The 21631-nt window shown below is 47.2% G+C and carries 17 protein-coding genes; 5 read left to right on the plus strand and 12 right to left on the minus strand.

Annotated elements, in window-relative coordinates:
- Positions 1-61: 61 nt before the first annotated feature.
- From lapB to pyrF, 6 genes are all read right to left on the minus strand, one after another.
- Positions 62-1249: a lipopolysaccharide assembly protein LapB gene (gene lapB, locus ACZ5NB_RS11020; RefSeq protein WP_460233665.1), complete on the minus strand. Its 1188-nt coding sequence runs from the start codon at positions 1247-1249 to the stop codon at positions 62-64.
- A gap of 59 nt (positions 1250-1308) precedes the next feature.
- On the minus strand, positions 1309-1623 hold the full coding sequence (locus tag ACZ5NB_RS11025) for a lipopolysaccharide assembly protein LapA domain-containing protein (RefSeq protein WP_460233666.1): 315 nt from the start codon (positions 1621-1623) through the stop codon (positions 1309-1311).
- Positions 1624-1742: 119 nt separating this feature from the next.
- Complete coding sequence (ihfB, locus tag ACZ5NB_RS11030; protein WP_460233667.1) at positions 1743-2084, minus strand: integration host factor subunit beta; 342 nt, start codon at positions 2082-2084, stop codon at positions 1743-1745.
- Between the two features lie 349 nt (positions 2085-2433).
- Positions 2434-4116: a 30S ribosomal protein S1 gene (gene rpsA / locus ACZ5NB_RS11035; RefSeq protein ID WP_460233668.1), complete on the minus strand. Its 1683-nt coding sequence runs from the start codon at positions 4114-4116 to the stop codon at positions 2434-2436.
- A 221-nt stretch (positions 4117-4337) separates the two neighbouring features.
- Positions 4338-5045 (minus strand): (d)CMP kinase, encoded by a 708-nt coding sequence (cmk, locus tag ACZ5NB_RS11040; protein ID WP_460233669.1) that lies wholly within the window; start codon positions 5043-5045, stop codon positions 4338-4340.
- 76 nt (positions 5046-5121) lie between these two features.
- The gene (gene pyrF / locus ACZ5NB_RS11045) at positions 5122-5820 is read right to left on the minus strand and encodes an orotidine-5'-phosphate decarboxylase (protein WP_460233670.1); all 699 of its coding nucleotides are present in this window, start codon (positions 5818-5820) and stop codon (positions 5122-5124) included.
- A gap of 176 nt (positions 5821-5996) precedes the next feature.
- Between pyrF and ACZ5NB_RS11050 the strand changes: the two genes are divergently transcribed.
- Positions 5997-8096 carry a TonB-dependent receptor plug domain-containing protein gene (locus ACZ5NB_RS11050; protein ID WP_460233671.1) on the plus strand — a complete coding sequence of 700 codons (2100 nt, stop codon included), beginning with the start codon at positions 5997-5999 and terminating at the stop codon, positions 8094-8096.
- A 72-nt stretch (positions 8097-8168) separates the two neighbouring features.
- Here the strand turns inward: ACZ5NB_RS11050 and ACZ5NB_RS11055 are convergent, their stop codons facing one another.
- The 6 genes from ACZ5NB_RS11055 to gyrA all read right to left on the minus strand — a co-directional run bounded on the left by ACZ5NB_RS11055 (position 8169) and on the right by gyrA (position 17316).
- Entirely contained in the window at positions 8169-8474 is a 306-nt protein-coding gene (locus ACZ5NB_RS11055) for a ComEA family DNA-binding protein (RefSeq protein WP_460233672.1), read from the minus strand.
- Positions 8475-8710: 236 nt separating this feature from the next.
- The gene (gene cysN / locus ACZ5NB_RS11060) at positions 8711-10138 is read right to left on the minus strand and encodes a sulfate adenylyltransferase subunit CysN (RefSeq protein ID WP_460233673.1); all 1428 of its coding nucleotides are present in this window, start codon (positions 10136-10138) and stop codon (positions 8711-8713) included.
- An 84-nt stretch (positions 10139-10222) separates the two neighbouring features.
- Positions 10223-11134: a sulfate adenylyltransferase subunit CysD gene (cysD, locus tag ACZ5NB_RS11065; RefSeq protein ID WP_460233674.1), complete on the minus strand. Its 912-nt coding sequence runs from the start codon at positions 11132-11134 to the stop codon at positions 10223-10225.
- 62 nt (positions 11135-11196) lie between these two features.
- Positions 11197-13410, minus strand: a complete 2214-nt coding sequence (locus ACZ5NB_RS11070) for a bifunctional prephenate dehydrogenase/3-phosphoshikimate 1-carboxyvinyltransferase (RefSeq protein ID WP_460233675.1) — start codon at positions 13408-13410, stop codon at positions 11197-11199.
- Between the two features lie 161 nt (positions 13411-13571).
- Positions 13572-14696 carry a prephenate dehydratase gene (pheA, locus tag ACZ5NB_RS11075; RefSeq protein ID WP_460233676.1) on the minus strand — a complete coding sequence of 375 codons (1125 nt, stop codon included), beginning with the start codon at positions 14694-14696 and terminating at the stop codon, positions 13572-13574.
- A 31-nt stretch (positions 14697-14727) separates the two neighbouring features.
- A complete protein-coding gene (gene gyrA / locus ACZ5NB_RS11080) occupies positions 14728-17316 on the minus strand; it encodes a DNA gyrase subunit A (protein WP_460233677.1) in 2589 nt (862 codons plus the stop codon).
- A 336-nt stretch (positions 17317-17652) separates the two neighbouring features.
- Here gyrA and ACZ5NB_RS11085 point away from each other — a divergent pair, with 336 nt between their 5' ends.
- From ACZ5NB_RS11085 to ACZ5NB_RS11100, 4 genes are all read left to right on the plus strand, one after another.
- The gene (locus ACZ5NB_RS11085; RefSeq protein WP_460233678.1) at positions 17653-18978 is read left to right on the plus strand and encodes a TRZ/ATZ family hydrolase; all 1326 of its coding nucleotides are present in this window, start codon (positions 17653-17655) and stop codon (positions 18976-18978) included.
- 49 nt (positions 18979-19027) lie between these two features.
- On the plus strand, positions 19028-19732 hold the full coding sequence (ubiG, locus tag ACZ5NB_RS11090; RefSeq protein ID WP_460233679.1) for a bifunctional 2-polyprenyl-6-hydroxyphenol methylase/3-demethylubiquinol 3-O-methyltransferase UbiG: 705 nt from the start codon (positions 19028-19030) through the stop codon (positions 19730-19732).
- Between the two features lie 15 nt (positions 19733-19747).
- The gene (locus ACZ5NB_RS11095; RefSeq protein ID WP_460233680.1) at positions 19748-20410 is read left to right on the plus strand and encodes an HAD-IA family hydrolase; all 663 of its coding nucleotides are present in this window, start codon (positions 19748-19750) and stop codon (positions 20408-20410) included.
- Positions 20411-20505: 95 nt separating this feature from the next.
- Complete coding sequence (locus ACZ5NB_RS11100) at positions 20506-21288, plus strand: YciK family oxidoreductase (protein ID WP_460233681.1); 783 nt, start codon at positions 20506-20508, stop codon at positions 21286-21288.
- Positions 21289-21631: the final 343 nt, after the last annotated feature.

Here is a 21631-nt window from a genome sequence, read left to right on the forward strand (position 1 = left end):
GAACCTAGCCAGTTCGATTATCTACCAAAGAACATACGGTTCAGTTGTCAGACCAGCAGTCTCACTCTCCTTCGACACCTCTGATCGCTTTGATACTGTTCCATGTCTTGCAGCTCGGGCACAACCAATGGAGGTGATTGCCGGTAAAACCACAATGGGTACATCGATAGGTGGGCTTAGTGTCTACAAGCTGGTCAACCAACTGCTTCAGCAATGAAAGGTTATCTTTGGCTTTCTCTTTACTGTGATCGAGATAGAAATCCAGCAACTTACTGACCCCCTTAACAGAGGGGCGATCTTTTAGTTGCGACCCGATAAAGTCTGCTGCCGCTAGATCCCCCTTCGATAAACGCACCCTTTCTGTCAGCTCCAGCACGATGGAGTTGTGAGGATACTCATCTTGGAGGTGTTGTAAGAACTTTTGCAGCCCCACAAAATCACCGAGTTGTTCGTAACACTTCACAAACAAATCTAAGGCCTCCCCAAGATAATCGGCGTCTTGTTGGGGGATTTTTTTGAGAATCTTTAGCGCCTCTCGGCTATTACCTAGTTGATACTCCAACTGCCCCCACAAGAGGCTGGCACGCACCAACGATTTATCATAGTTAAGGGCCGTTTTAAGGTGCCGACGAGCACTCAGGTAATCGTTTTTATCCAGCGCCTGTTCGGCCAACTCGCAGCAAAAATGCGCTTGTGCGCAACGCCATTTGGGCGGTATTTTACTGAAACGTTTGCCCACCAACAGTTCTACTGCATGAATCGCGTTTTGCCATTCTTTTTCATCACGGTAGATTTCAATGAGTTGTTCAAGGCTGGTGTCGCGGTGTTCAGGCGACAGTTCGACTAACTCTTGAAAGAGACGCTCAGCACGATCTAAAAGGCCCGCTTTAACGTAGTCTCTGGCTAGCTCCAGCTGAGAAAGGTGTTGCTGATCAAGGGTTAACCCAGGGCGAGCCAACAGATTTTGATGAATTCTAATCGCTCGATCAACTTCGCCTTGGCGACGAAGCATATTACCCAGCGCCAAGTGGGTTTCCAGTGTATCACTGTTAACTTCAAAGGCTTCGATAAAGGTGTCGATGGCTGCGTCTGGCTGCTCATTCAGCAACAAGTTCAGACCTTTGAAGTAGCTTTTATCGAGCGCTTGCGCCGAACGCTCTACCTGCTTCTTTGAGGCGCTTCTATAGCCTAACGCAAAACCAATAGCGATTGCTACGACAAATAGGATAAGCATTAGCAGATCTGGCATCGCGCCCTAGACTCCTTTCGACAGAATGATATTGCCGAAACATTTTAACAACTGATCATTTAATCTCTTGAGATAACTGACTTTCCAGCAGATAACTTTAATTTTGCTAACTCTTGTTCTTTGTTGGCTAATTTTCTCTGCAAACCACTCGCCTTCATTCGCTGACGCCAATAACCTAGCGAGCTAATCAAATAGCCAATAACCACGCCTGTTAGTAGCATCATGAACAGCCAAGTTCCGAGATTTAAACCACCAAAACTGAACCCGGCGAATTGTGGCGTCACAAGCTGGTCATTTTCCGAAGAAACCCACCATCCTATCGACATGACGAACAGTGCCACGCAGATTGAGAATAATAATTTGAGTTTAGTCATGTATCCGTATCACACACAAAAGCAAACTATCGCTTAGTCACTGAATAAACGAATGTCGATGGATCTTAGTGGAAGTCAATCGCTTTGCACAGCGCCAGCGCAGCCAAATAGATCGTCATTTAGCCAGCGGGATGCTGTTCCGCCTGGAGACTCTCATTGACTCGATCGCGCATTTCTTTGCCGGGTTTAAAATGTGGGACATATTTGCCGGTCAATTCGACCGAGTCACCCGTCTTAGGATTGCGGCCTACTCGAGGCGCACGATAATGAAGAGAGAAACTGCCAAATCCTCGGATTTCGATACGCTCGCCAGACGCAAGAATCTGTGACATATAGTCGAGGATCAACTTGACCGCCAGTTCAACATCCTTAGCTGGAAGCTGATCCTGCCGCTCTGCGATTCGCTCAATCAACTCTGATTTGGTCATAGTCTTTTTCCCGAAGACTGTACGCTGAAGCACGGCCTCATACCAAGCGAGAAACCGATATTTACAGCTAGCCTACTGCAAAAATTCTAGAAAGCCAAGCTATGTTACTGATTTGTTTAAAATTTTAGCCTTCCGATAACTGATTTTCTCGCTGTTTCGATCAATTGCCATCCATTTTTTGACCAAGTGCAAATTAATCGCGACCAAAGGTGCAAACCTTAACAATATCAAACAGTTACAAGAGTATAGGAAGAAAGTGCTAGAAGTTACGTTAGAGCCACTGATGACGGGCTCCCTAGACGGCAAGAATATGTAATTAACAAACAGACACAAAAAAGGCGGCCGAAGCCGCCTTTCAAACAACTCAAATGGATAACAAAGCTTAGTTACCTTGGCTTTCCATTTGCGCTTTAATCAAATCACCGATAGTCGCTGGTTGAGAAGACTCTTCTTGCTTAGAAGCGTGCTCTTTAACAGCGGCTTTCTCGTCATCAGAATCTTTCGCTTTGATTGACAAGATGATGCCACGGTTTTTGCGATCAACATTGGTGATTTTCGCTTCAACTTCGTCACCAACATTCAGCGCATTGCGTGCATCTTCAACGCGATCACGGCTGATTTCAGACGCTTTCAAGGTACCTTCGATGTCTTCAGCCAAGGTGATTACTGCACCTTTCGCATCAACTTCTTTCACTGTACCAGTAACAATTGCGCCTTTATCGTTCTCAGCAACGTAAGATGAGAATGGATCTTCGTCTAGTTGCTTGATACCTAGAGAGATACGCTCACGCTCTGGGTCGATAGCCAAGATAACTGTTTCGATCTCATCGCCTTTCTTATATGCACGAACGGCTTCTTCGCCTGCTTCGTTCCAAGAAATGTCAGACAAGTGAACCAGGCCATCGATACCACCGTCCAAACCAATGAAGATACCGAAATCGGTGATCGACTTGATCTTGCCAGAGATTTTCGCGCCTTTGGCGTATTCTTTACCGAATGCATCCCATGGGTTTTCTTGGCATTGCTTAACACCAAGAGAGATACGACGGCGTTCTTCGTCGATATCCAATACCATGACTTCGATATCGTCACCCACGTTAACCACTTTAGATGGGTGAATGTTTTTGTTAGTCCAATCCATTTCTGAAACGTGAACCAAACCTTCAACGCCCTCTTCCAACTCAGCAAAGCAGCCGTAGTCAGTAAGATTGGTAACTTTAGCGGTAACACGAGTCCCTTCTGGGTAACGTGCAGTGATTTGTACCCATGGATCTTCACCCAATTGCTTGAGGCCAAGAGATACACGGTTACGCTCACGATCGAACTTCAATACTTTAACGTCGATCTCATCGCCAACATTGACGATTTCGCTTGGATGCTTGATACGCTTCCATGCCATATCAGTGATATGGAGAAGACCGTCTACGCCGCCCAAGTCAACGAAGGCACCGTAATCGGTAAGGTTCTTAACGATACCTTTAACAGCCATACCTTCTTGAAGGTTAGCCAACAACTCATCACGCTCTTCAGAGTTAGCTTGCTCAAGCACCGCACGACGTGAAACAACCACGTTGTTGCGCTTTTGGTCTAGCTTGATAACTTTAAAGTCGAGCTCTTTGCCTTCAAGGTGAGCCGTTTCGCGCACAGGGCGAACGTCAACCAATGAACCAGGCAAGAATGCACGGATACCAGCAACGTCAACAGTGAAACCACCTTTAACCTTGCCAGAGATAATACCTTTGATAACTTCGTCTGCGGTGTTGGCTTTCTCAAGCACTTTCCACGCTTCAGCACGTTTCGCTTTTTCACGTGATAGACGAGTTTCACCGAAACCATCTTCAACAGTTTCCAAAGCAACTTGAACCTCGTCACCGACGTTTAAGCTCAATTCGCCTTTTTCGTTGAAAAATTGGTTGGCTGGGATAACACCTTCAGATTTCAGACCTGCGTGAACAGTCACCCAGTCTTTATCGATATCGATCACAACACCGGTAACAATAGAACCGGGAATCATTTCGGTGGTTTTTAAACTTTCTTCGAAGAGTTCTGCAAAGCTTTCGCTCATGGGGAGGGTACCTTTTTTCAGCCAGATCCATTCTGCCGCGGGGCCATCTTCTTTAGATGCCTCTCGCAAACGGAGTAGAACTGTTCTTCGTACGGCCAGACGTACGGGCTAATGACACAAATCCACTGTGCGCACCTTAGACTGGCGGCACCCACAATGGGGTTTAAAAGAGATTGTTGGTACAACCTCTATTAAATAGCTTCGCTCAAGAGCTGTAGAAGTCAAACGGAGGCGGGTTGAATACCGCTTTTCGACGCATGATCAATCACCGCAGCTAAGACCTGTTCGATACTTAACTGGGTACTATCCAACAGCAGCGCATCATCGGCGGGTTTCAAGGGGGACGCAGCACGCTGGCTGTCTCTCTCATCCCGGGCTTGGATGTCACTAAGCAGGGCGCGGAGACTAACAGATTCTCCCTTTTCTATCAACTGCTTATAGCGGCGCTGGGCCCGCTCCTCAGCGCTGGCGGTAAGGAAGATCTTGGCCTGAGCCTCGGGAAAGATGGTGGTGCCCATATCACGGCCATCCGCCACGAGGCCTGGTGCTTTTTGAAAGCTCTTTTGCAGGTCTAGTAATGCGCTTCGAACATCTGGCAACACCGCTACTGTTGAAGAACCTAAGCTCATTTGCTCTTTGCGAATCGCCAGGGATACATCTTCACCATCGAGCATTACCTGGGTCGACTTACCGTCGGTAATGAACTGAACATCTAGTGTGCGGGCTATGTCGGCGACCTTGGGTTCATCTTTCCAGTCCACCTGGCGGTTTAGGGCCGCCAATGCGGTTAGACGATACAACGCTCCACTATCCAACAAATGAAAGCCGAAGTGCTTGGCGACCAATTGCGAAATAGTGCCTTTACCAGAACCACTGGGACCGTCGATGGTGATAACAGGAATAGAAGCTGAGTTGGAAGTGTTAGACATGCAGTGTTTTTGAACCTAAATAGTAGTGAATATGGGCTTGAATGTGAGAGCGGCTAGATTATTCAAACGCCAACATTTAATCGGCCAGACTACCGATGATCGCTTGGCACGCCGCTGCTGGGTCTGAGGCGGCAGTAATGGGCCGACCGATTACCAGAAAGTCGCTCCCGGCAGACAACGCCTCTTTGGGAGTCAACGTACGACGCTGGTCATCAGCAGTGCTTCCTGCTGGACGAATACCGGGTGTCACTAACTTGAACTCGCTACCACATTGTTCTTTTAGCTGATGCGCCTCTTGCGCCGAACAAACCACACCATCGAGCCCGCTATCTTTAGCTAATTGCGCTAGTTTTTGTACCTGCTGTTTTGGGGACAGCGTTATTCCCAGTTCTCCCAAATCTGATTCGTCCATACTGGTGAGGACCGTGACACCGATAAGTAACGGCGGCCTGTCGAATTCGTTGAGTGCTTCACGAGCTGCTTTCATCATCCGTGACCCGCCGCTGGCATGAACATTTACCATCCAAATACCCAGCCTTGCAGCAGCGGCAACAGCTTTGGCGACGGTGTTAGGAATGTCGTGGTATTTAAGATCAAGGAATACATCAAACCCTTTTGCTACCAATTTTTTAACCAACTCAGGCCCCGCTACAGCAAACAACTCTTTCCCCACTTTAAGGCGGACTTTACTCGGATCGAGTTTATTCACGAGTGCAATACAGGCCTCTTCCGTTGAAAAATCTAAGGCAACTACAATGGGTTTATCAATATTCAAACTATCCCCCTATCTCAAAAAACACTGCTTCAACTGCCAGCTATTGTAGTGATTTCGTAGGATGAATTCAGTAATGTTTTGTGACTAGCTCAGTGTTACGCAAAGGATGACAGCAATGAACGACTGTGAGACCCTTTCCGCCCCATAACCAACTTGCTTATAAGGGTTTAATCGAAATGCCAGCACTTGAAAATGGACGCCGTAAACTCAGTGCATTTCTCGCCGCAGTTTCTCTACCAATGGCGCTCCAGCCTGCGTTAACTCACGCTCAGCGTGCTGAAAATAGCGCTATCGAAGAGGTCATTATTACCGGAGAAGATGTCACACCGAAAACGGAAATTGACCCCGAAACAGAGCTATTGCTCAACGTTGCTGGTGCCGGTTTTGACCCGTTAGCCGCGTTACTCAGCCTTCCGGGTGTTACTTTTGCAAGCGATTACAGTAGTGAGCCTGCTGTACGCGGCTCAGCCCCTGATGATAATGGCTACTACGTTGATGGCGTGCCTGCTCGCTACGTGTTCCATATTTTCGGGCACAGTATTTTTAATCACAATCTTATTCACTCATTCGACCTCTACCCTGCAGCTTTCTCAAGCCAATACTCCAATGCCACTGGTGCCATTATCGATGTTCAACTGCGCGAGCCACGTAACCAACCTTATAGCACGACTGTTGATGCCAGCTTTTTGGGGACGGGGGTTTTGCTAGAAAGTGGAGTTAGTGACAACCAAGCGGTCTATTTTTCGTACCGACGAAGCTTGCTGGATATATTTATCACTGATGAAGAAGATATCGAAGACCCCGACTCGGGTGTAGAAGTCGAGCAAGTTCCGATTTCCGATGATTATCAATTTAAATATTTATGGGATGCGGGGAATCTACATCGCTTTAGCTTTTTGGCGATGGGGGCTAGCGATGAAGTAGGTGCCACTTTCCAAAATGACTCCAACCTAGCGCTGCGTGATCCAGACCTCGCCGGACCTGCCGACGTCGAAACCCGATTTGATTCTCAAGGGATCACTTGGGATTGGAACTCGACATCGGAAAATACATCGTTGACTACCGTACTGACGCATATCACCGATCAAGACGATATCAGTTACGGTGTTGGACAGTTTCTCAATATTGAAACTGATCGCATATTGTTAGGTTTAGAAGCAAAACAAAAAGTAGGCACTCAACACACAGTTATTGTAGGTGCACGCCAAGAAAATACTGAGTTCTCCATCGATATGCGGGCAAAAATTCCCAGCTGTAGCGATTTCGATCCTGACTGCCCGACAATCGATGCGCCGCTTATTGAATACGATGACGTTTTCGATATGGATACGTCCTTTTTATATCTTGAGGACGTTTGGCAATTCTCAGAGTCGAGCGCTCTTCGCGTTGGCCTTCATGAAATGAATGACAACTTCCTTGAGGATCGAGCGCTTGACGCTAGAGCACGCTTGGATATTCAACTTGGCGACAACTGGCACACGCACATAGCATTTGGCGAATACGCTCAAGTGCCAAACCCTGAAGAGATTTCACCTGCCACAGGAAATCCCAAGCTCGACTACATTGAGTCAACTCACAGTGTTGTTGGTTTAAAACAATCACTACCTCACGAATGGTCGTGGCAGATAGAGCTGTACCATAAAAAAATGGAAAACTTACCATTGAGCTTGAGTCCTTTGTCGGACCTCGATTTTCTGGATCGCTACAGCAATGATGCAGAAGGTGAAGCAAGCGGCATCGAGTTACTCATTGAGAAAAAATTGACGGATAAATTTTATGGCTGGTTAGCGCTTAGCGTGTCAGAAACAGAACGTACGAATTTACGAACGGCCGAGACTGGTAAATTCGCGTACGACAAACCGATTATTTTTAATTTGGTTGGGAATTACAAACTCAGCGAAAACTGGCTGTTCGGCATTAAATGGTCAATTCAAAGTGGTAGTTTAATTACCCCTATAGTAGACGTTCGCCCCAACCCGTCCAACCCAACAGTGCTTGAACCGGTGTATGGAGAGTTAAACAGCGAACGACTATCGCCCTACCACCGCCTAGATTTTCGCATGGAATACAACCGCCCTACTCGCTACGGATACTGGAATATTTTTCTCGACGTGTTAAATGCCTACAATGCTAAAAACATTCAAGGTTATCGTTTCGCACCAAACAATGTCGATACCATAGATTCGGTGCCGGATGGGTTTGGAGACAATGTACCTTTAGTCCGCGTGGAGGGACTCGGGTGGTTTCCGAGTGTTGGGTTCAAAATTCAATTTTAGTGTTGCCGCGCAACCTGTAAAAACATAAAAGCCCCTAAAAGGGGCTTTTACTAGAGATTTAAGCTTACCGAATTACAGTACTATTCGATCAAGGTTTTGCTTTAACGTCGACTCTCCAATACCTTTCACCTCGAGAAGTTGTTCTTTCGAGGTAAATTTACCGTGTTGTTTACGATACTCGACAATCGCCTTAGCACGACTATCGCCAACACGAATCAGATTTGCTGCAAGCGTTGCTGCATCTGCCTTGTTGATGTTTACGCGTTCGACAACTAAAGAAGATTTAGTATGTTTAGCATCCGACTTATCCGCCGCAAAGGCTAACCCACCGGAAAGCACCAACACAGAAACCAACAGTAAGGAAACGAGATTTTTCATGTTCAACTCCATTTGATTATTAAATCATTGCATTTGAATGTGTAACCGCGATATCCCTGCGGTTGATGTTATTAGCGGCTCAAATCAAAACCACACGCGCACTGTAGTCTGTCATCTCAATAAGGGATAGAGGCAAATATCTGAAACATGTGTAGGATATTGCTTACACGGGAATCCATAAAATGAAAAGGCTGCCAAATGGCAGCCTTTAATAGGAAGCGGCGTAAAGTTTTGAGTTATTTCTTGCCCAACAGCTCTGAGATGTCTGCTGCACCCCAATGCGGGAAATGCTTGCGAATCAGTGCATTCAACTCAACTTCGAACTCCGACACATTCGCTAGACCACCAACAGAGGCACTTTCTAGTGTATCGGTAACCATGCCTGCGCCAACAGTGATGTTGGTAAGGCGATCAATCACGATAAATGCGCCCGTTGTACGGTTAGACGAATACGGATCCATCGGCACGCCCTGCTCAAGACCGACTGTCACTAAACCGATGTCATTCAGCTCAAGCTGATCAACTTCACTTAAAGCCTGCGTATTCACATCAATTTGATGTTGAATATTATTTACTGCACCGCTAGTAACCATACTCGCAAATTTAAAACTGTATTGCTTACCTGGCTTTAGCGCTTGTTCAGACATCCATACGATGTGCGCGCTAAAGTGGTTTGTCACTGCCACATCGGCGTCAGCTTTAACAATCATGTCGCCACGACTGATATCAATTTCGTCTTCTAGCGTAATCGTCACAGCCTGGTCAACGAATGCTGATTCCAGATTGCCATCGTAAGTCACAATTGCTTTAACGCGACTTGTTTTGTTTGACGGCAATACTTTGATCGCGTCGCCCACATTCACCACACCCGAGGCTATAGTGCCGCAAAAACCGCGAAAATCGAGGTTGGGGCGGTTAACAAACTGCACGGGGAAACGGAACTCATCAATATTTTTGTCCCCAGCAATTTGTACCGTTTCCAAAATCTCCATTAGTGTTTGACCATCATACCAAGGAGACTTTTCGCTGCGGCTGACAACGTTATCGCCATCTAAAGCGGATAATGGAACGAACTGAATATCGTCAATTGTCAGGCTTTCGGCAAACTTTAAATAGTCCGCTTTAATCGACTCGTAGGTCTCTTGCGAGAAATCCACTAGATCCATTTTATTAATAGCGACAACCACATGCTTAATACCCAACAGGCTAGCAATATAGCTATGGCGACGAGTTTGTGTCATCACACCATGGCGCGCGTCGATAAGAATAATGGCCAAATCACAAGTAGATGCACCCGTCGCCATGTTACGCGTGTACTGTTCGTGCCCTGGGGTATCCGCAATAATGAACTTACGCTTCGATGTTGAGAAGTAACGATAAGCAACATCGATGGTGATGCCCTGCTCTCGTTCAGCTTGGAGGCCATCAACCAATAACGCTAGGTCAATTTTACCGCCAGTGGTTCCGTGTTTAGTGGTATCCGATTTCACTGACTCGAGTTGATCTTCATAGATCATTTTGGAGTCATGTAGCAAACGGCCAATAAGTGTACTTTTTCCGTCATCAACGCTACCACATGTAAGGAAGCGCAATAGTTCTTTTTGTTCGTGCTCTTTTAGATAAGCATCGATATCCGTTGCGATGAGATCTGATTGATGCGACATAAGTGTTTCTCTTCGAGTATCGCCAGCGTTATTCGCCGGCTGTGTTAACAATTTGAAGTTTGGAAAAATATTGGCTAAATCCGTTTAGAAATAACCTTCCTGCTTTTTCTTCTCCATCGAGCCTGAGCTATCATGATCAATGACTCGACCTTGGCGCTCAGAGGTTTTTGTTAACAACATTTCTTGAATGATTTCGGGGAGCGTTGCGGCTTCAGACTCCACCGCTCCGGTCAGCGGATAACAACCCAAGGTTCTAAAACGAACCATTTTTTGCTCGGGCACTTCGCCTTCTTCAAGCGGCATACGATCGTCATCCACCATGATAAGAACACCATCACGCTCTACGACTGGGCGCTTGGCTGCAAAGTAGAGAGGAACGATAGGAATATCTTCCAAATGAATGTACTGCCAAATATCCAACTCTGTCCAATTCGAAAGCGGGAATACGCGGATGCTTTCGCCCTTGTCCACTTTACTGTTGTAGATGTTCCATAGTTCCGGGCGCTGGTTCTTTGGATCCCAACGGTGGTTACGGTCTCGGAATGAATACACGCGCTCTTTCGCACGAGATTTTTCCTCGTCGCGACGGGCACCACCAAAAGCAGCGTCAAAACCATACTTGTCTAGTGCCTGCTTGAGTGATTGGGTTTTCATGATATCGGTATGTTTTGCACTACCGTGCGTAAAGGGGCCAACCCCCATATCAACGCCTTCTTGGTTGATATGTACCAGCAAATCCCAACCGAGATCTTTGATACGCTGATCGCGAAACTCGATCATCTCGCGAAATTTCCACGTCGTATCAACATGCATCAATGGGAAAGGAGGCTTCCCTGGAGCAAAGGCTTTCATGGCCAGGTGCATCATTACGGCGGAGTCCTTACCGACGGAATAGAGCATCACTGGATTATCAAACTCGGCAGCCACTTCACGAATAATATGAATACTTTCGGCTTCGAGTTGCTTGAGATGAGTAAGCTGGTACTTGTCTGACATAACTTCGTCTCTGTCGATTAGTCCTTAAAGGGACGGAATTGTAAAAAAAACTTGTGACTAAATTAAGAAGTAATTTCTTCTATGCTTATTCCTGCTTTTGTAGCAAGACTACTAAAATCCGGGAAAGACGTTGCAACATTGGCGCAATCTTTAATGGTAATTGGTCCCGATGATCGCAGGGCCGCGACGGTAAACGACATGGCTATCCGGTGGTCACCATGACTATCAACCTCTCCCCCGGTGATTTCAGACCCCTCGATGACCATCCCGTCTGGCGTTGCAGTGGCTTTAACACCGAGTGCTTGCAGACCATCAGCCATCACTTGAATCCGATCACTTTCTTTTACTCGAAGCTCTTCTGCACCCGTCAGTCGCGTCACGCCTTGCGCACAAGCTGCCGCGACAAAAATAGCGGGGAATTCATCAATTGCAAGAGGCACAAGCTCTTTCGGGATGTCTATACCGATCAACGGGGCATATCGCACCCGTAGGTCCGCTACCGGCTCCCCGCCGACTTCTGTTTTGTTGAGGAATCCAATATCCGCACCCATCAACCGAAGAATATTGATAACCCCTATTCGCGTAGGGTTTATACCCACGTGTTTTAGAATCACTTCAGACCCAGGAGAAATTGCCGCCGCCACCATAAAGAAGGTAGCTGACGAAATATCGGCAGGCACTTCAATGGCTGTGCCCTTGAGAGTCCCACCACCAACAAGGCGCATGGTGTCTCCCTCTGTGATAACGTCGTAACCAAACCCCCTCAGCATACGTTCGGTATGGTCACGTGTGACGGCAGGCTCCGTCACAGATGTTTCGCCATCAGCATAAAGCCCAGCGAGCAACACGGATGATTTGACTTGCGCGCTCGCCATCGGCAATGAGTAATCAATGGCTTTTAACTTCGCGCCACCAGTGATCGTAATCGGAGGGCAGCCTTTATCAGCTGTTGAGATATTCGCGCCCATTTGGGAGAGTGGGTTAGAGACACGAGTCATCGGTCGTTTCGACAATGACTCATCACCCGTTAGGACAACATCAAAGGACTGCCCCGCTAGTAACCCTGCTAGCAGCCGCATAGACGTTCCAGAATTTCCAAGATACAGCGGTCCTGGAGGTGCTTGTAATCCGTGCAGCCCAACGCCGTGAACTTTCACGTTGCCATCGTTGGGACCTTCGATTACAACGCCCATATCACGGAACGCTTGCAACGTTGCTAACGCGTCTTCTCCCTCTAAGAAACCACTCACCTCAGTAATACCATCGGCAATTGAGCCAAGCATTATTGAGCGATGAGAGATGGATTTATCACCCGGCACACGCAATTCACCAGAGACTCGTCCTCCTGGCTGCACCACGTAGGTAACATCGTTTGATTGATGCTTCATAAGCGCTTTTTTACCTAATCGAGAAACAAAATGATCACGCGCTGCCTTAGAGCGAGTGAAAACACCTAACAAGTAATCACTATCTTCATTTTCGATAGCAATTCGAAGTTGTTTTAAGTTGTTTTCAAATAGAGACAATGCACTTAAAACACTGTCCTTATTCGACAACATAATGTCATGCCACATGGTCGGGTCGCTGGAGGCAATCCTAGTGAAATCCTTAAACCCGCCTGCGGCGTAGCGAAAAATATTTTCATTTTCAGAGTCATGTGCCAGTGTATCCACCAACGAATAGGCAATGACGTGTGGTAAATGGCTAGTGGCCGCGAGCACTTCATCGTGCTCCTCGACGCTCATCGTTAGCACTTCGGCGCCCACCGCTTGCCACATACATTTAATACACTCCACGCTTTCAGCTGCGGTGGATTCAACTGGCGTAAGAATGACACGGTGCTGCTGATATAAATCAGGATTGGCTGCTGTCACACCGCTTTGCTCCGAACCCGCAATGGGGTGCCCTAACACAAGCTGTTTAGGAATCTCGCCGAAAACATCACGAGCCGCGTCCCTAACACTCCCTTTGACACTGGCGCAATCCGTCACAACAACTTTGTCAGATACCTGACTTGCAACATCTTCCAACACTGCTTTAGTGCTGAGCGTTGGCACAGAAATACATATCACATCGCCATCATCGAGCTCTTGAGCAATATCACTGAGTGCATGAAAAGCGCGATCTGCTAAACCTAACTCTAACGCCTTTTCTAAAGTATTTTCTGATCGAGCAATAGCGATGATTTCACGGCAATAATGCGCTCGTCGCAAGCCAGCTGCTAAGCTAGCGCCTATCAAACCAAAACCAACAATAACGAGTTTATTAATGCTCACAGAAACCTTGAGTATGATCGACGAAAAATAGCAGAATGAATTCGGAGTTGATTCAAAGAATTAACTCTTAGTTGCGCCCCAAATGTTCAGCGCAGAGGGTAATTACCTGTTACTGCGAAAAGCCACCAATAACTAAAGCTTACACACCAAAAAGATCTAACCTACAAGACGGCTTTAGGGTATGAGCCTAGCACCTTAACCTCTGAGGCTCGCTCGCGGATTTCGTCCAACGCCGTTTTGACATTGGCATCTTCGATATGACCCGCAAAATCGATGAAGAAAACGTAATTCCATTTCCCCATTTTTGAAGGACGGGTTTCGACGCTAGTAAGATCAACCCCATTGTCGCGAAACGGCTCCAACAAATTATAAAGCGCACCAGGCTCATTATGCATTGATACGATAATTGAGGTTTTATCCTTACCACTAGGCGGCACTGATTGATTGCCAACAATTAAGAAACGCGTTGCATTATCTGGATTGTCTTCAATTTTTTCGGAAACGACTTTCAAACCGTAAAGGTCAGCAGCCATTTCACCGGCAATTGCCGCAGCATTCCACTCACCCTTGATGCGTTTCGCTGCTTCAGAATTACTACTTACTGCAATACGCTCTGCTTGCGGGTATCGTGAATCCAACCACTTGCGACACTGCGCTAGAGATTGAGAGTGAGAATAAATGCGCGTAATGCTATCGACTTTAGTTACATCCGACACCAATAGATTTTGATGGATTCGTAAAGCCACTTCTCCACAAATTTTAAGATTAGAATCAATAAATGTATCTAACGTATGGTTAACCACACCTTCCGAAGAGTTTTCAACGGGCACTACGCCAAATTCAACAGCGCCAGCTTCGACTTCACGAAACACATCATCTATCGCTGCCATAGGAAAGCTCTGAGCGGAATGCCCAAAATGCTTTAATGCCGCTTCTTGGGTGAAGGTACCTTCAGGTCCTAAAAATGCAACACGTACTGGATGCTCAAGCGCTAAGCAAGAAGACATAATTTCACGGAACAGACGCGCCAACTCTTCATTGGCTAGCGGGCCTGTATTCATTTCCATTACTCGCCGCAACACTTGCGCTTCTCGCTCGGGTCGGTAGTAATTCGCGGCATCAACACCGGCGGCCTTTTTGACTTCAGCTACTTCCTGCGCACATCTCGCACGTGAATTAATCAGTTCACTTAGCTGAGAATCTATCGCGTCGATTTTTGTGCGCAGTTCGCCTAACTGCTCTTCCGATGCTCCGCTTGGGCCACTGTTGTTTACGTCTTCAGTCATGATGTAAATCCAATCTCTTAATCATCGAGGGCTATTCATCGGCGCTTTCTTCTGCACCATCCTCACCATCGAGTTCATCGGTTTCTTCGATGCGCTCAACACCCGAAATATGTTCACCCGGTTTAACTTTAATCAAGCGTACACCTTGTGTGTTTCGACCCAGCACAGATACTTCGTCTACCCGAGTACGCACTAAAGTACCTTGGTCGGAAATCAACATAATTTCCTCACCTTCAAAGACCTGCACTGCACCAACTAGGTCACCGTTCCGATCGGTCGTTTGCATGCCGATCACACCTTGCGAACCACGGCCTTTGGTCACAAACTCATCCACCTCTGTGCGCTTCCCATAGCCATTTTGGCTCACGGTAAGGACATAACCGCCCTCTTGAGGGATAACCATTGAGATAACTGATTGACCTTCTTTCAAACGAATGCCGCGTACACCACGAGAGGTTCGTCCCATTGGGCGGACTTCGCTTTCTTTAAACCTTGCTGCTTTACCGCTAGACGACAATAAGATGACTTCTTGATGACCGTCGGTGATCGCGGTACTTACCAAACGATCACCTTCTTCTAATTCAACTGCACGCAAACCTGTACTGCGGGGACGCGCGAATTGCGTTAAGGCTGTTTTCTTCACGGTACCGTTAGCCGTCGCCATGAAGATAAAGTGATCATCATCGTACTCTTGCACTGGCAATATAGAAGTTATACGTTCGCCTTCTTCTAATGGCAGCAAGTTAACAATGGGACGTCCTCGAGATTGACGCCCAGCCACTGGGATCTGATAGACCTTCAACCAATAGACTTTACCGCTGTTACTAAAACACAAAATGGTTGTGTGAGTATTCGCGATCAACAAGTGTTCAATAAAGTCTTCGTCTTTGAGAGACGTCGCTGCTTTACCCATACCACCGCGCCGTTGTGCTTGGTAGGCGTCAAGAGGTTGAGTTTTTGCATAACCTCCGTGGGAGATGGTGACGACACGATCTTCTTCGTTAATGAGGTCTTCTGTTGTGAGGTCTGCTTGAGACTCTTGAATTTCTGTACGTCGCTCATCGCCATATTCTTTATTCACGGCTTCGAGCTCTTCTCGAATCACTTCCATCAAACGCGAAGGATTGGACAAGATGTTAAGGTATTCAGCGATGTCTTTTAGCTTTTCATCATATTCTGCGATGAGCTTGTCATGCTCCATTCCAGTCAGACGATGAAGCCGCAAATCCAAAATGGACTGCGCTTGTGCTGGAGATAGGAAATATTGACCATCGCGAATGCCGTATTGGTCTTCTAAGTCATCAGGGCGACAGACACTATCGCCTCCATCACTTTTCGCACGCTCTAAAAACTCACCGACATCTGCAAGGTTCCAGCCTTTCGCCAATAGCGCTTCTTTCGCATCAGCGGGTGTAGCGGAGGACTTAATCAGCTCAATCACTGGATCAATATTAGCGATCGCAATAGCCAAGCCTTCGAGAATATGGCCGCGATCACGTGCTTTCTTGAGCAAGTAAACAGTACGACGAGTAACAACTTCGCGACGATGACGCACGAAGTATTCAATAAGCTCCTTCAGGTTTAGCGTGCGCGGTTGATTGTCCACCAACGCAACCATGTTAATACCGAAGACACTTTGAAGGGCAGTTTGTTGGTAAAGGTTGTTGAGAACGACCTCACCGGACTCACCGCGCTTCAATTCGATAACAATACGCAGCCCTTCTTTATCAGACTCGTCGCGCAGCTCCGATATACCCTCAATCTTCTTCTCTTTGACTAATTCGGCGATGCGCTCAATAAGCCGCGCCTTATTCAACTGGTATGGGATCTCGTGAACAATAATAACGTCGCGATTAGTCTTCTCATCGGTAATAACTTCAGCACGCGCGCGAACGTAGATTCGACCGCGTCCAGTGCGATACGCCTGCACAATCCCAGCACGACCATTAATGATCGCACCTGTTGGAAAGTCAGGACCAGGGACGTGCTGCATGAGTTCATCAATAGTAATGTCTTCGTTGTCGATAAACGCTAAACAGCCATTTACGACTTCGCGAAGATTATGCGGAGGAATATTGGTTGCCATACCCACCGCGATACCGGAAGAGCCGTTCACCAACAGGTTGGGGACTCGTGTGGGTAACACCTCAGGTATTTGTTCTTGTCCGTCGTAGTTATCAACGAAATTAACAGTGTCTTTGTCGAGGTCAGCCAAAAGCTCATGGGAGATTTTGGCCATGCGTATTTCGGTATAACGCATAGCGGCTGCTCGGTCGCCATCGATGGAACCGAAATTCCCTTGACCATCAACCAGCATATAACGCATTGAGAACGGCTGAGCCATACGAACGATGGTGTCATAAACAGCAGAATCACCATGTGGATGATACTTACCGATGACGTCGCCAACCACACGGGCTGACTTTTTGTACGACTTATTCCAGTCGTTACCTAATTCGTTCATTGCAAACAGCACCCGGCGATGCACAGGCTTTAAGCCATCACGCACGTCCGGCAGCGCTCGCCCTACAATAACGCTCATAGCGTAATCTAGGTAAGACTGTTTGAGTTCATCTTCGATGTTTCGGGACAGGATTTCTTTTGCTATATCGTCGCCCATAGGAGTGCGGCTTTCCTTTACTGCGGATACATTATTGTAATAATGACCACATACCAGAACCCGACTTAGCCGACCCTCTTATCAAAACGAGAGTCCCTCAACGGCTGTATTGAGTCGGTAGGTTGACTTGAGCCCCAACCGGTATGCACCAAACAAAATTTAGCGCGCGATAATAGCATAATTCCCTACAGATAAGCACTGTCTGGACTGTACCCTGGGAACAAACTGGTTATACTTGCGGGCCTTTACGGTTTGGAACGAAAACCTGTCCATATTTCGTTCAATACCTAGCCACAACCTACGCTATCAAGCCACTCATCGCACAGGAAATGTAGTATGTCCGCCGACCAAGACGTCGATATTTTAATCAACGCCAAGTGGATCATACCGGTCATTCCTGAAGACCAGGTTTTCAGCGATTGCAGCATTGTGATTGCTGCCAACAAAATCGTAGGCATCTACCCTCAGTCCGAAGCGCTCAAGCGGTTTAACGCCACCGAGATTATCGATCTAAACGAGCACGCTCTGATCCCTGGACTCATCAATGCACATGGTCACTTAGCCATGAGCTTAATGCGAGGCTATGCCGACGATTTGCCCCTATACACCTGGCTCGAGCAGCATATTTGGCCCGCCGAGGGCCGTTGGGTAAGCCCCGAGTTTGTTAAAGACGGCGCACAGTTAGCCATGGCGGAAATGATTCGCGGCGGAACCACCTGCTTTAGCGACATGTATTTTTTTCCTGATCAGGTGGCCGAGGCAGCGCAGCAAGCCAACATGCGAGCACAAATCACTGCGCCAGTATTGGATTTTCCTACTGCATGGGCGGACAACGCTGATGAGTACATCAGTAAAGCGATTGAAGTGCATGACCAGTTTCGCACCAGCAGCCTTATCACAGTAGGGTTTGGCCCTCACGCGCCTTACACAGTATCGGACGCGCCCTTCCAGAAAGTCGCCACCTACGCGGAAGAACTTCAAGCGCCAATCCAAGTCCACCTTCATGAAACTGCTCAAGAGGTAAGCGACGCGCTGTCCAATACCGGTAAACGCCCTGTCGAGCGGCTGAACGATCTAGGGTTTTTCTCACCTGCCGTGCAGTGTGTTCACATGACAACGTTAACCGACGAGGATATTGAGATTATCCAGCGCTGTGGAGCACATGTTATTCACTGCCCAGAATCCAACCTAAAACTCGCTAGTGGCATGGCACCCGTTGCCAAGCTACTCAAAGCCGGGGTGAATGTCGCATTGGGTACTGACGGATGTGCCAGCAACAACGATCTCGATCTTTTAGGTGAAATGCGGACGGCGGCACTACTTGCCAAAGCGGTCAGTGGCGACGCAGCGGTGGTGAATGCTCATCAAGCTCTGCGGATGGCAACCATAAACGGTGCTAGAGCGATGGGTAAAGAGCGTGAAATCGGCAGTTTAGAGGTAGGTAAGTTTGCCGATATAGCCGCAATCAAGCTTGATCAAATTGAAAACCTCCCCATGTTCAACCCAGTATCACAACTTGTTTATAGCCATGTTAGTCACCAAGTCAGTGATGTTTGGGTCAATGGGCAGCCGGTCATGCGTCAGCGTGAACTCCTCACGTTGAACCAACGAGACATTACAAATCGTATACAACAATGGCAGCAGAAAATGTCGGCCAAGTGACGCACTTTTATCAACTAAAAAACCAAGATTATTAAACCGGATTACAGCTATGTCAGCGAATGTAGACTCCGCAGAAATTGCAAAATTTGAAGCGCTCGCCAGCCGTTGGTGGGATCCTGAAAGTGAATTTAAGCCACTTCATGCGATCAACCCGCTGCGCTGCAATTATATTGATCAATATTCGCCGGTGGCAGAGAAAAAGGTGCTCGACGTCGGTTGTGGCGGCGGCCTTATTAGCGAAGGCCTAACCCATCGCGGGGCGGTGGTTACCGGTATCGACATGGGTGAAGCACCGTTGCAGGTTGCTAAATTACACGCATTGGAAACTGGCATCAGTATCGATTACCAACAAATCACGGCCGAGGACATGGCAGAAAAAATGCCGGAGCAATTTGATGTCGTCACGTGTTTAGAGATGCTAGAGCACGTGCCCGACCCCAGTGCTGTAGTTAAAGCCTGTGCCGATTTAGTTAAGCCAGGCGGTCATATATATTTTTCGACAATAAATCGCAATCCCAAGGCCTATGCCTTCGCGATTCTCGGTGCTGAATATGTGCTAAAGCTATTACCTAAAGGCACGCATGATTACGCGAAATTTATTAAACCATCCGAATTGGGTATTTGGATGCGCGAAGCAGGTTTACAGTTAAAACACATGACCGGCCTTACCTTTAATCCAATTACTAGCAAATATAAATTAGTCGAGAAAGATGTCTCGGTTAATTACATGGTTCACGTACAAAAGCCGTTGTAAGGTTTACCCTCTACCATGAATTTAAAAGCAGTTGTTTTTGATCTAGACGGTACTTTAATCGACACCGCCCCCGACTTTGTCACAACCGTGAACACACTACTCGCCGAAGAAGACGCACCTTTGCTCAGTGAAGAAGCTATTCGCCGAGTCGTTTCCAACGGCGCCCGTGCACTGGTGAGAAGAGCGTTTGATATTGACCTTGAACACCCAGACTTCGACCGTTTGTTGCAACGTTTGCTTACCATCTATAGTGAACGGCTCTGCGTGGACACAACACCATTTCCCGGTATCGACCAGGTACTGAAATGCATAGATCAAAACAATCTCGCCTGGGGCATAGTAACCAATAAGCCATCTCAGTATACCAACCCAATTGTTGAACAATTAGCATTTAATCCTCAGCCCGGCAGTGTTGTCTGCCCAGATCATGTATCTCGATCTAAGCCTGACCCTGAGCCGCTCATTCTCGCCTGCCAACACTTAGGCTGCCACCCGCAAGATGTTTTGTATGTAGGGGATCACCTGCGTGACATCGAGTGCGGTAAACGTGCAGGAAGTGCCACCGTTGCAGCCGCCTATGGCTACATAGACGAAGGCGATGATCCTCAATCATGGCAAGCGGACCATACGATTCACGCTGCAGCAGAGCTAGTGACAATTATTGAAAGCCAGCTTTAAGGCTGTTTTTCAAATATCGAATAAACGTTCAGAACGACATCAATATCAGCAAAAAAGACAGACTCAATCAGCTGCAAACGTAATAGGAAACGCCAATGACTTCGCCCAACCTTCAAGACTACCAACCACCTACCGATCTGTTAGCCGGCAAAATCATTGCCGTGACTGGCGCTGGAGACGGTATTGGGCGAGTTGCTGCATTGACTTGCGCAAACCATGGAGCAACCGTTATTTTACTAGGGCGAACTATCCAAAAATTAGAAAAAGTGTATGACGAAATTGAGTCGTTGGGATGCCCTCAAGCGGCAATTTACCCGATAAATTTCGAAGGCGCTGTAGAAAAAGATTATGACGATATGGCGGTCGCCCTGGATAAAGAATTTGGCAAACTTGATGGACTGCTACACAACGCAGCAATTCTTGGGCCTCGTACCCCGCTCACCCATTTCAATGCCGAATCATGGCAAAGTGTCATGCAGGTAAACGCTACTGCACCGTTTTTAATGACCAAGGCTTTATCCCCCTTACTCGAGAAAGCACCACACGCTTCAATCATTTTCACTGGGTCGTCTGTAGGGTACGAAGGGCGTGCATTTTGGGGAGCTTATGCGGCCTCGAAAGCGGCAATAGAAAACATGATGCAAACCTTGTCATCAGAGCTATCCGACACCACCAATATTCGAGTTAACAGTATAAACCCTGGTGCGACCCGCACTAAAATGCGCGCGCTCGCCTACCCTGGTGAAAACCCAAACACACTCAAAACCCCAGAAGACATCATGAGCAGCTACTTATTTTTATTAGGTGACGACAGTGTGGAAATAAGTGGCAAACAAATTCAATCGCAACCCAAAGATGGCCAACCTTCCATCCGTTAAATGACACCTTTCCAATTGAAAAATCAAAAAAAAAGCCCGGCTAGTTGCCGGGCTAAAAGTCAGTGTGAGAATTACGATTGCCATCTGAATTTGGTGTGGTATTTTTAAATCTAAATAAGCAACAGCGAGACACATTATTTAGACTAAGGGTGTTACCACTAACCTTGGGCCATCCTGCTTTTACCTTGAGTTGCAAGGCAAAATTGATTTTCGATCTAGTGTACTGCTGAACCACCAACAACATGATCTACTCATCACTCGACCTCACTTCAGTATAGGCCTACCAGATAATTGAGTTAGTGTGTTTTTTTCTAAAGAATCTATTAAATGCTTAGAATTGCTC

The sequence above is a fragment of the Aurantivibrio plasticivorans genome, from assembly GCF_055392955.1.

Coding starts and splice junctions, on each gene's coding strand:
- ACZ5NB_RS11085 (WP_460233678.1), top strand. CDS start 17,653: ATGTCCGCCGACCAAGACGTCGATATTTTAATCAACGCCAAGTGGATC.
- gyrA (WP_460233677.1), bottom strand. CDS start 17,316: ATGGGCGACGATATAGCAAAAGAAATCCTGTCCCGAAACATCGAAGAT.
- cysD (WP_460233674.1), bottom strand. CDS start 11,134: ATGTCAGACAAGTACCAGCTTACTCATCTCAAGCAACTCGAAGCCGAA.
- ACZ5NB_RS11055 (WP_460233672.1), bottom strand. CDS start 8,474: ATGAAAAATCTCGTTTCCTTACTGTTGGTTTCTGTGTTGGTGCTTTCC.
- ACZ5NB_RS11100 (WP_460233681.1), top strand. CDS start 20,506: ATGACTTCGCCCAACCTTCAAGACTACCAACCACCTACCGATCTGTTA.
- ubiG (WP_460233679.1), top strand. CDS start 19,028: ATGTCAGCGAATGTAGACTCCGCAGAAATTGCAAAATTTGAAGCGCTC.
- cmk (WP_460233669.1), bottom strand. CDS start 5,045: ATGTCTAACACTTCCAACTCAGCTTCTATTCCTGTTATCACCATCGAC.
- ACZ5NB_RS11095 (WP_460233680.1), top strand. CDS start 19,748: ATGAATTTAAAAGCAGTTGTTTTTGATCTAGACGGTACTTTAATCGAC.
- ACZ5NB_RS11050 (WP_460233671.1), top strand. CDS start 5,997: ATGCCAGCACTTGAAAATGGACGCCGTAAACTCAGTGCATTTCTCGCC.
- rpsA (WP_460233668.1), bottom strand. CDS start 4,116: ATGAGCGAAAGCTTTGCAGAACTCTTCGAAGAAAGTTTAAAAACCACC.
- lapB (WP_460233665.1), bottom strand. CDS start 1,249: ATGCCAGATCTGCTAATGCTTATCCTATTTGTCGTAGCAATCGCTATT.
- cysN (WP_460233673.1), bottom strand. CDS start 10,138: ATGTCGCATCAATCAGATCTCATCGCAACGGATATCGATGCTTATCTA.
- ACZ5NB_RS11025 (WP_460233666.1), bottom strand. CDS start 1,623: ATGACTAAACTCAAATTATTATTCTCAATCTGCGTGGCACTGTTCGTC.
- pheA (WP_460233676.1), bottom strand. CDS start 14,696: ATGACTGAAGACGTAAACAACAGTGGCCCAAGCGGAGCATCGGAAGAG.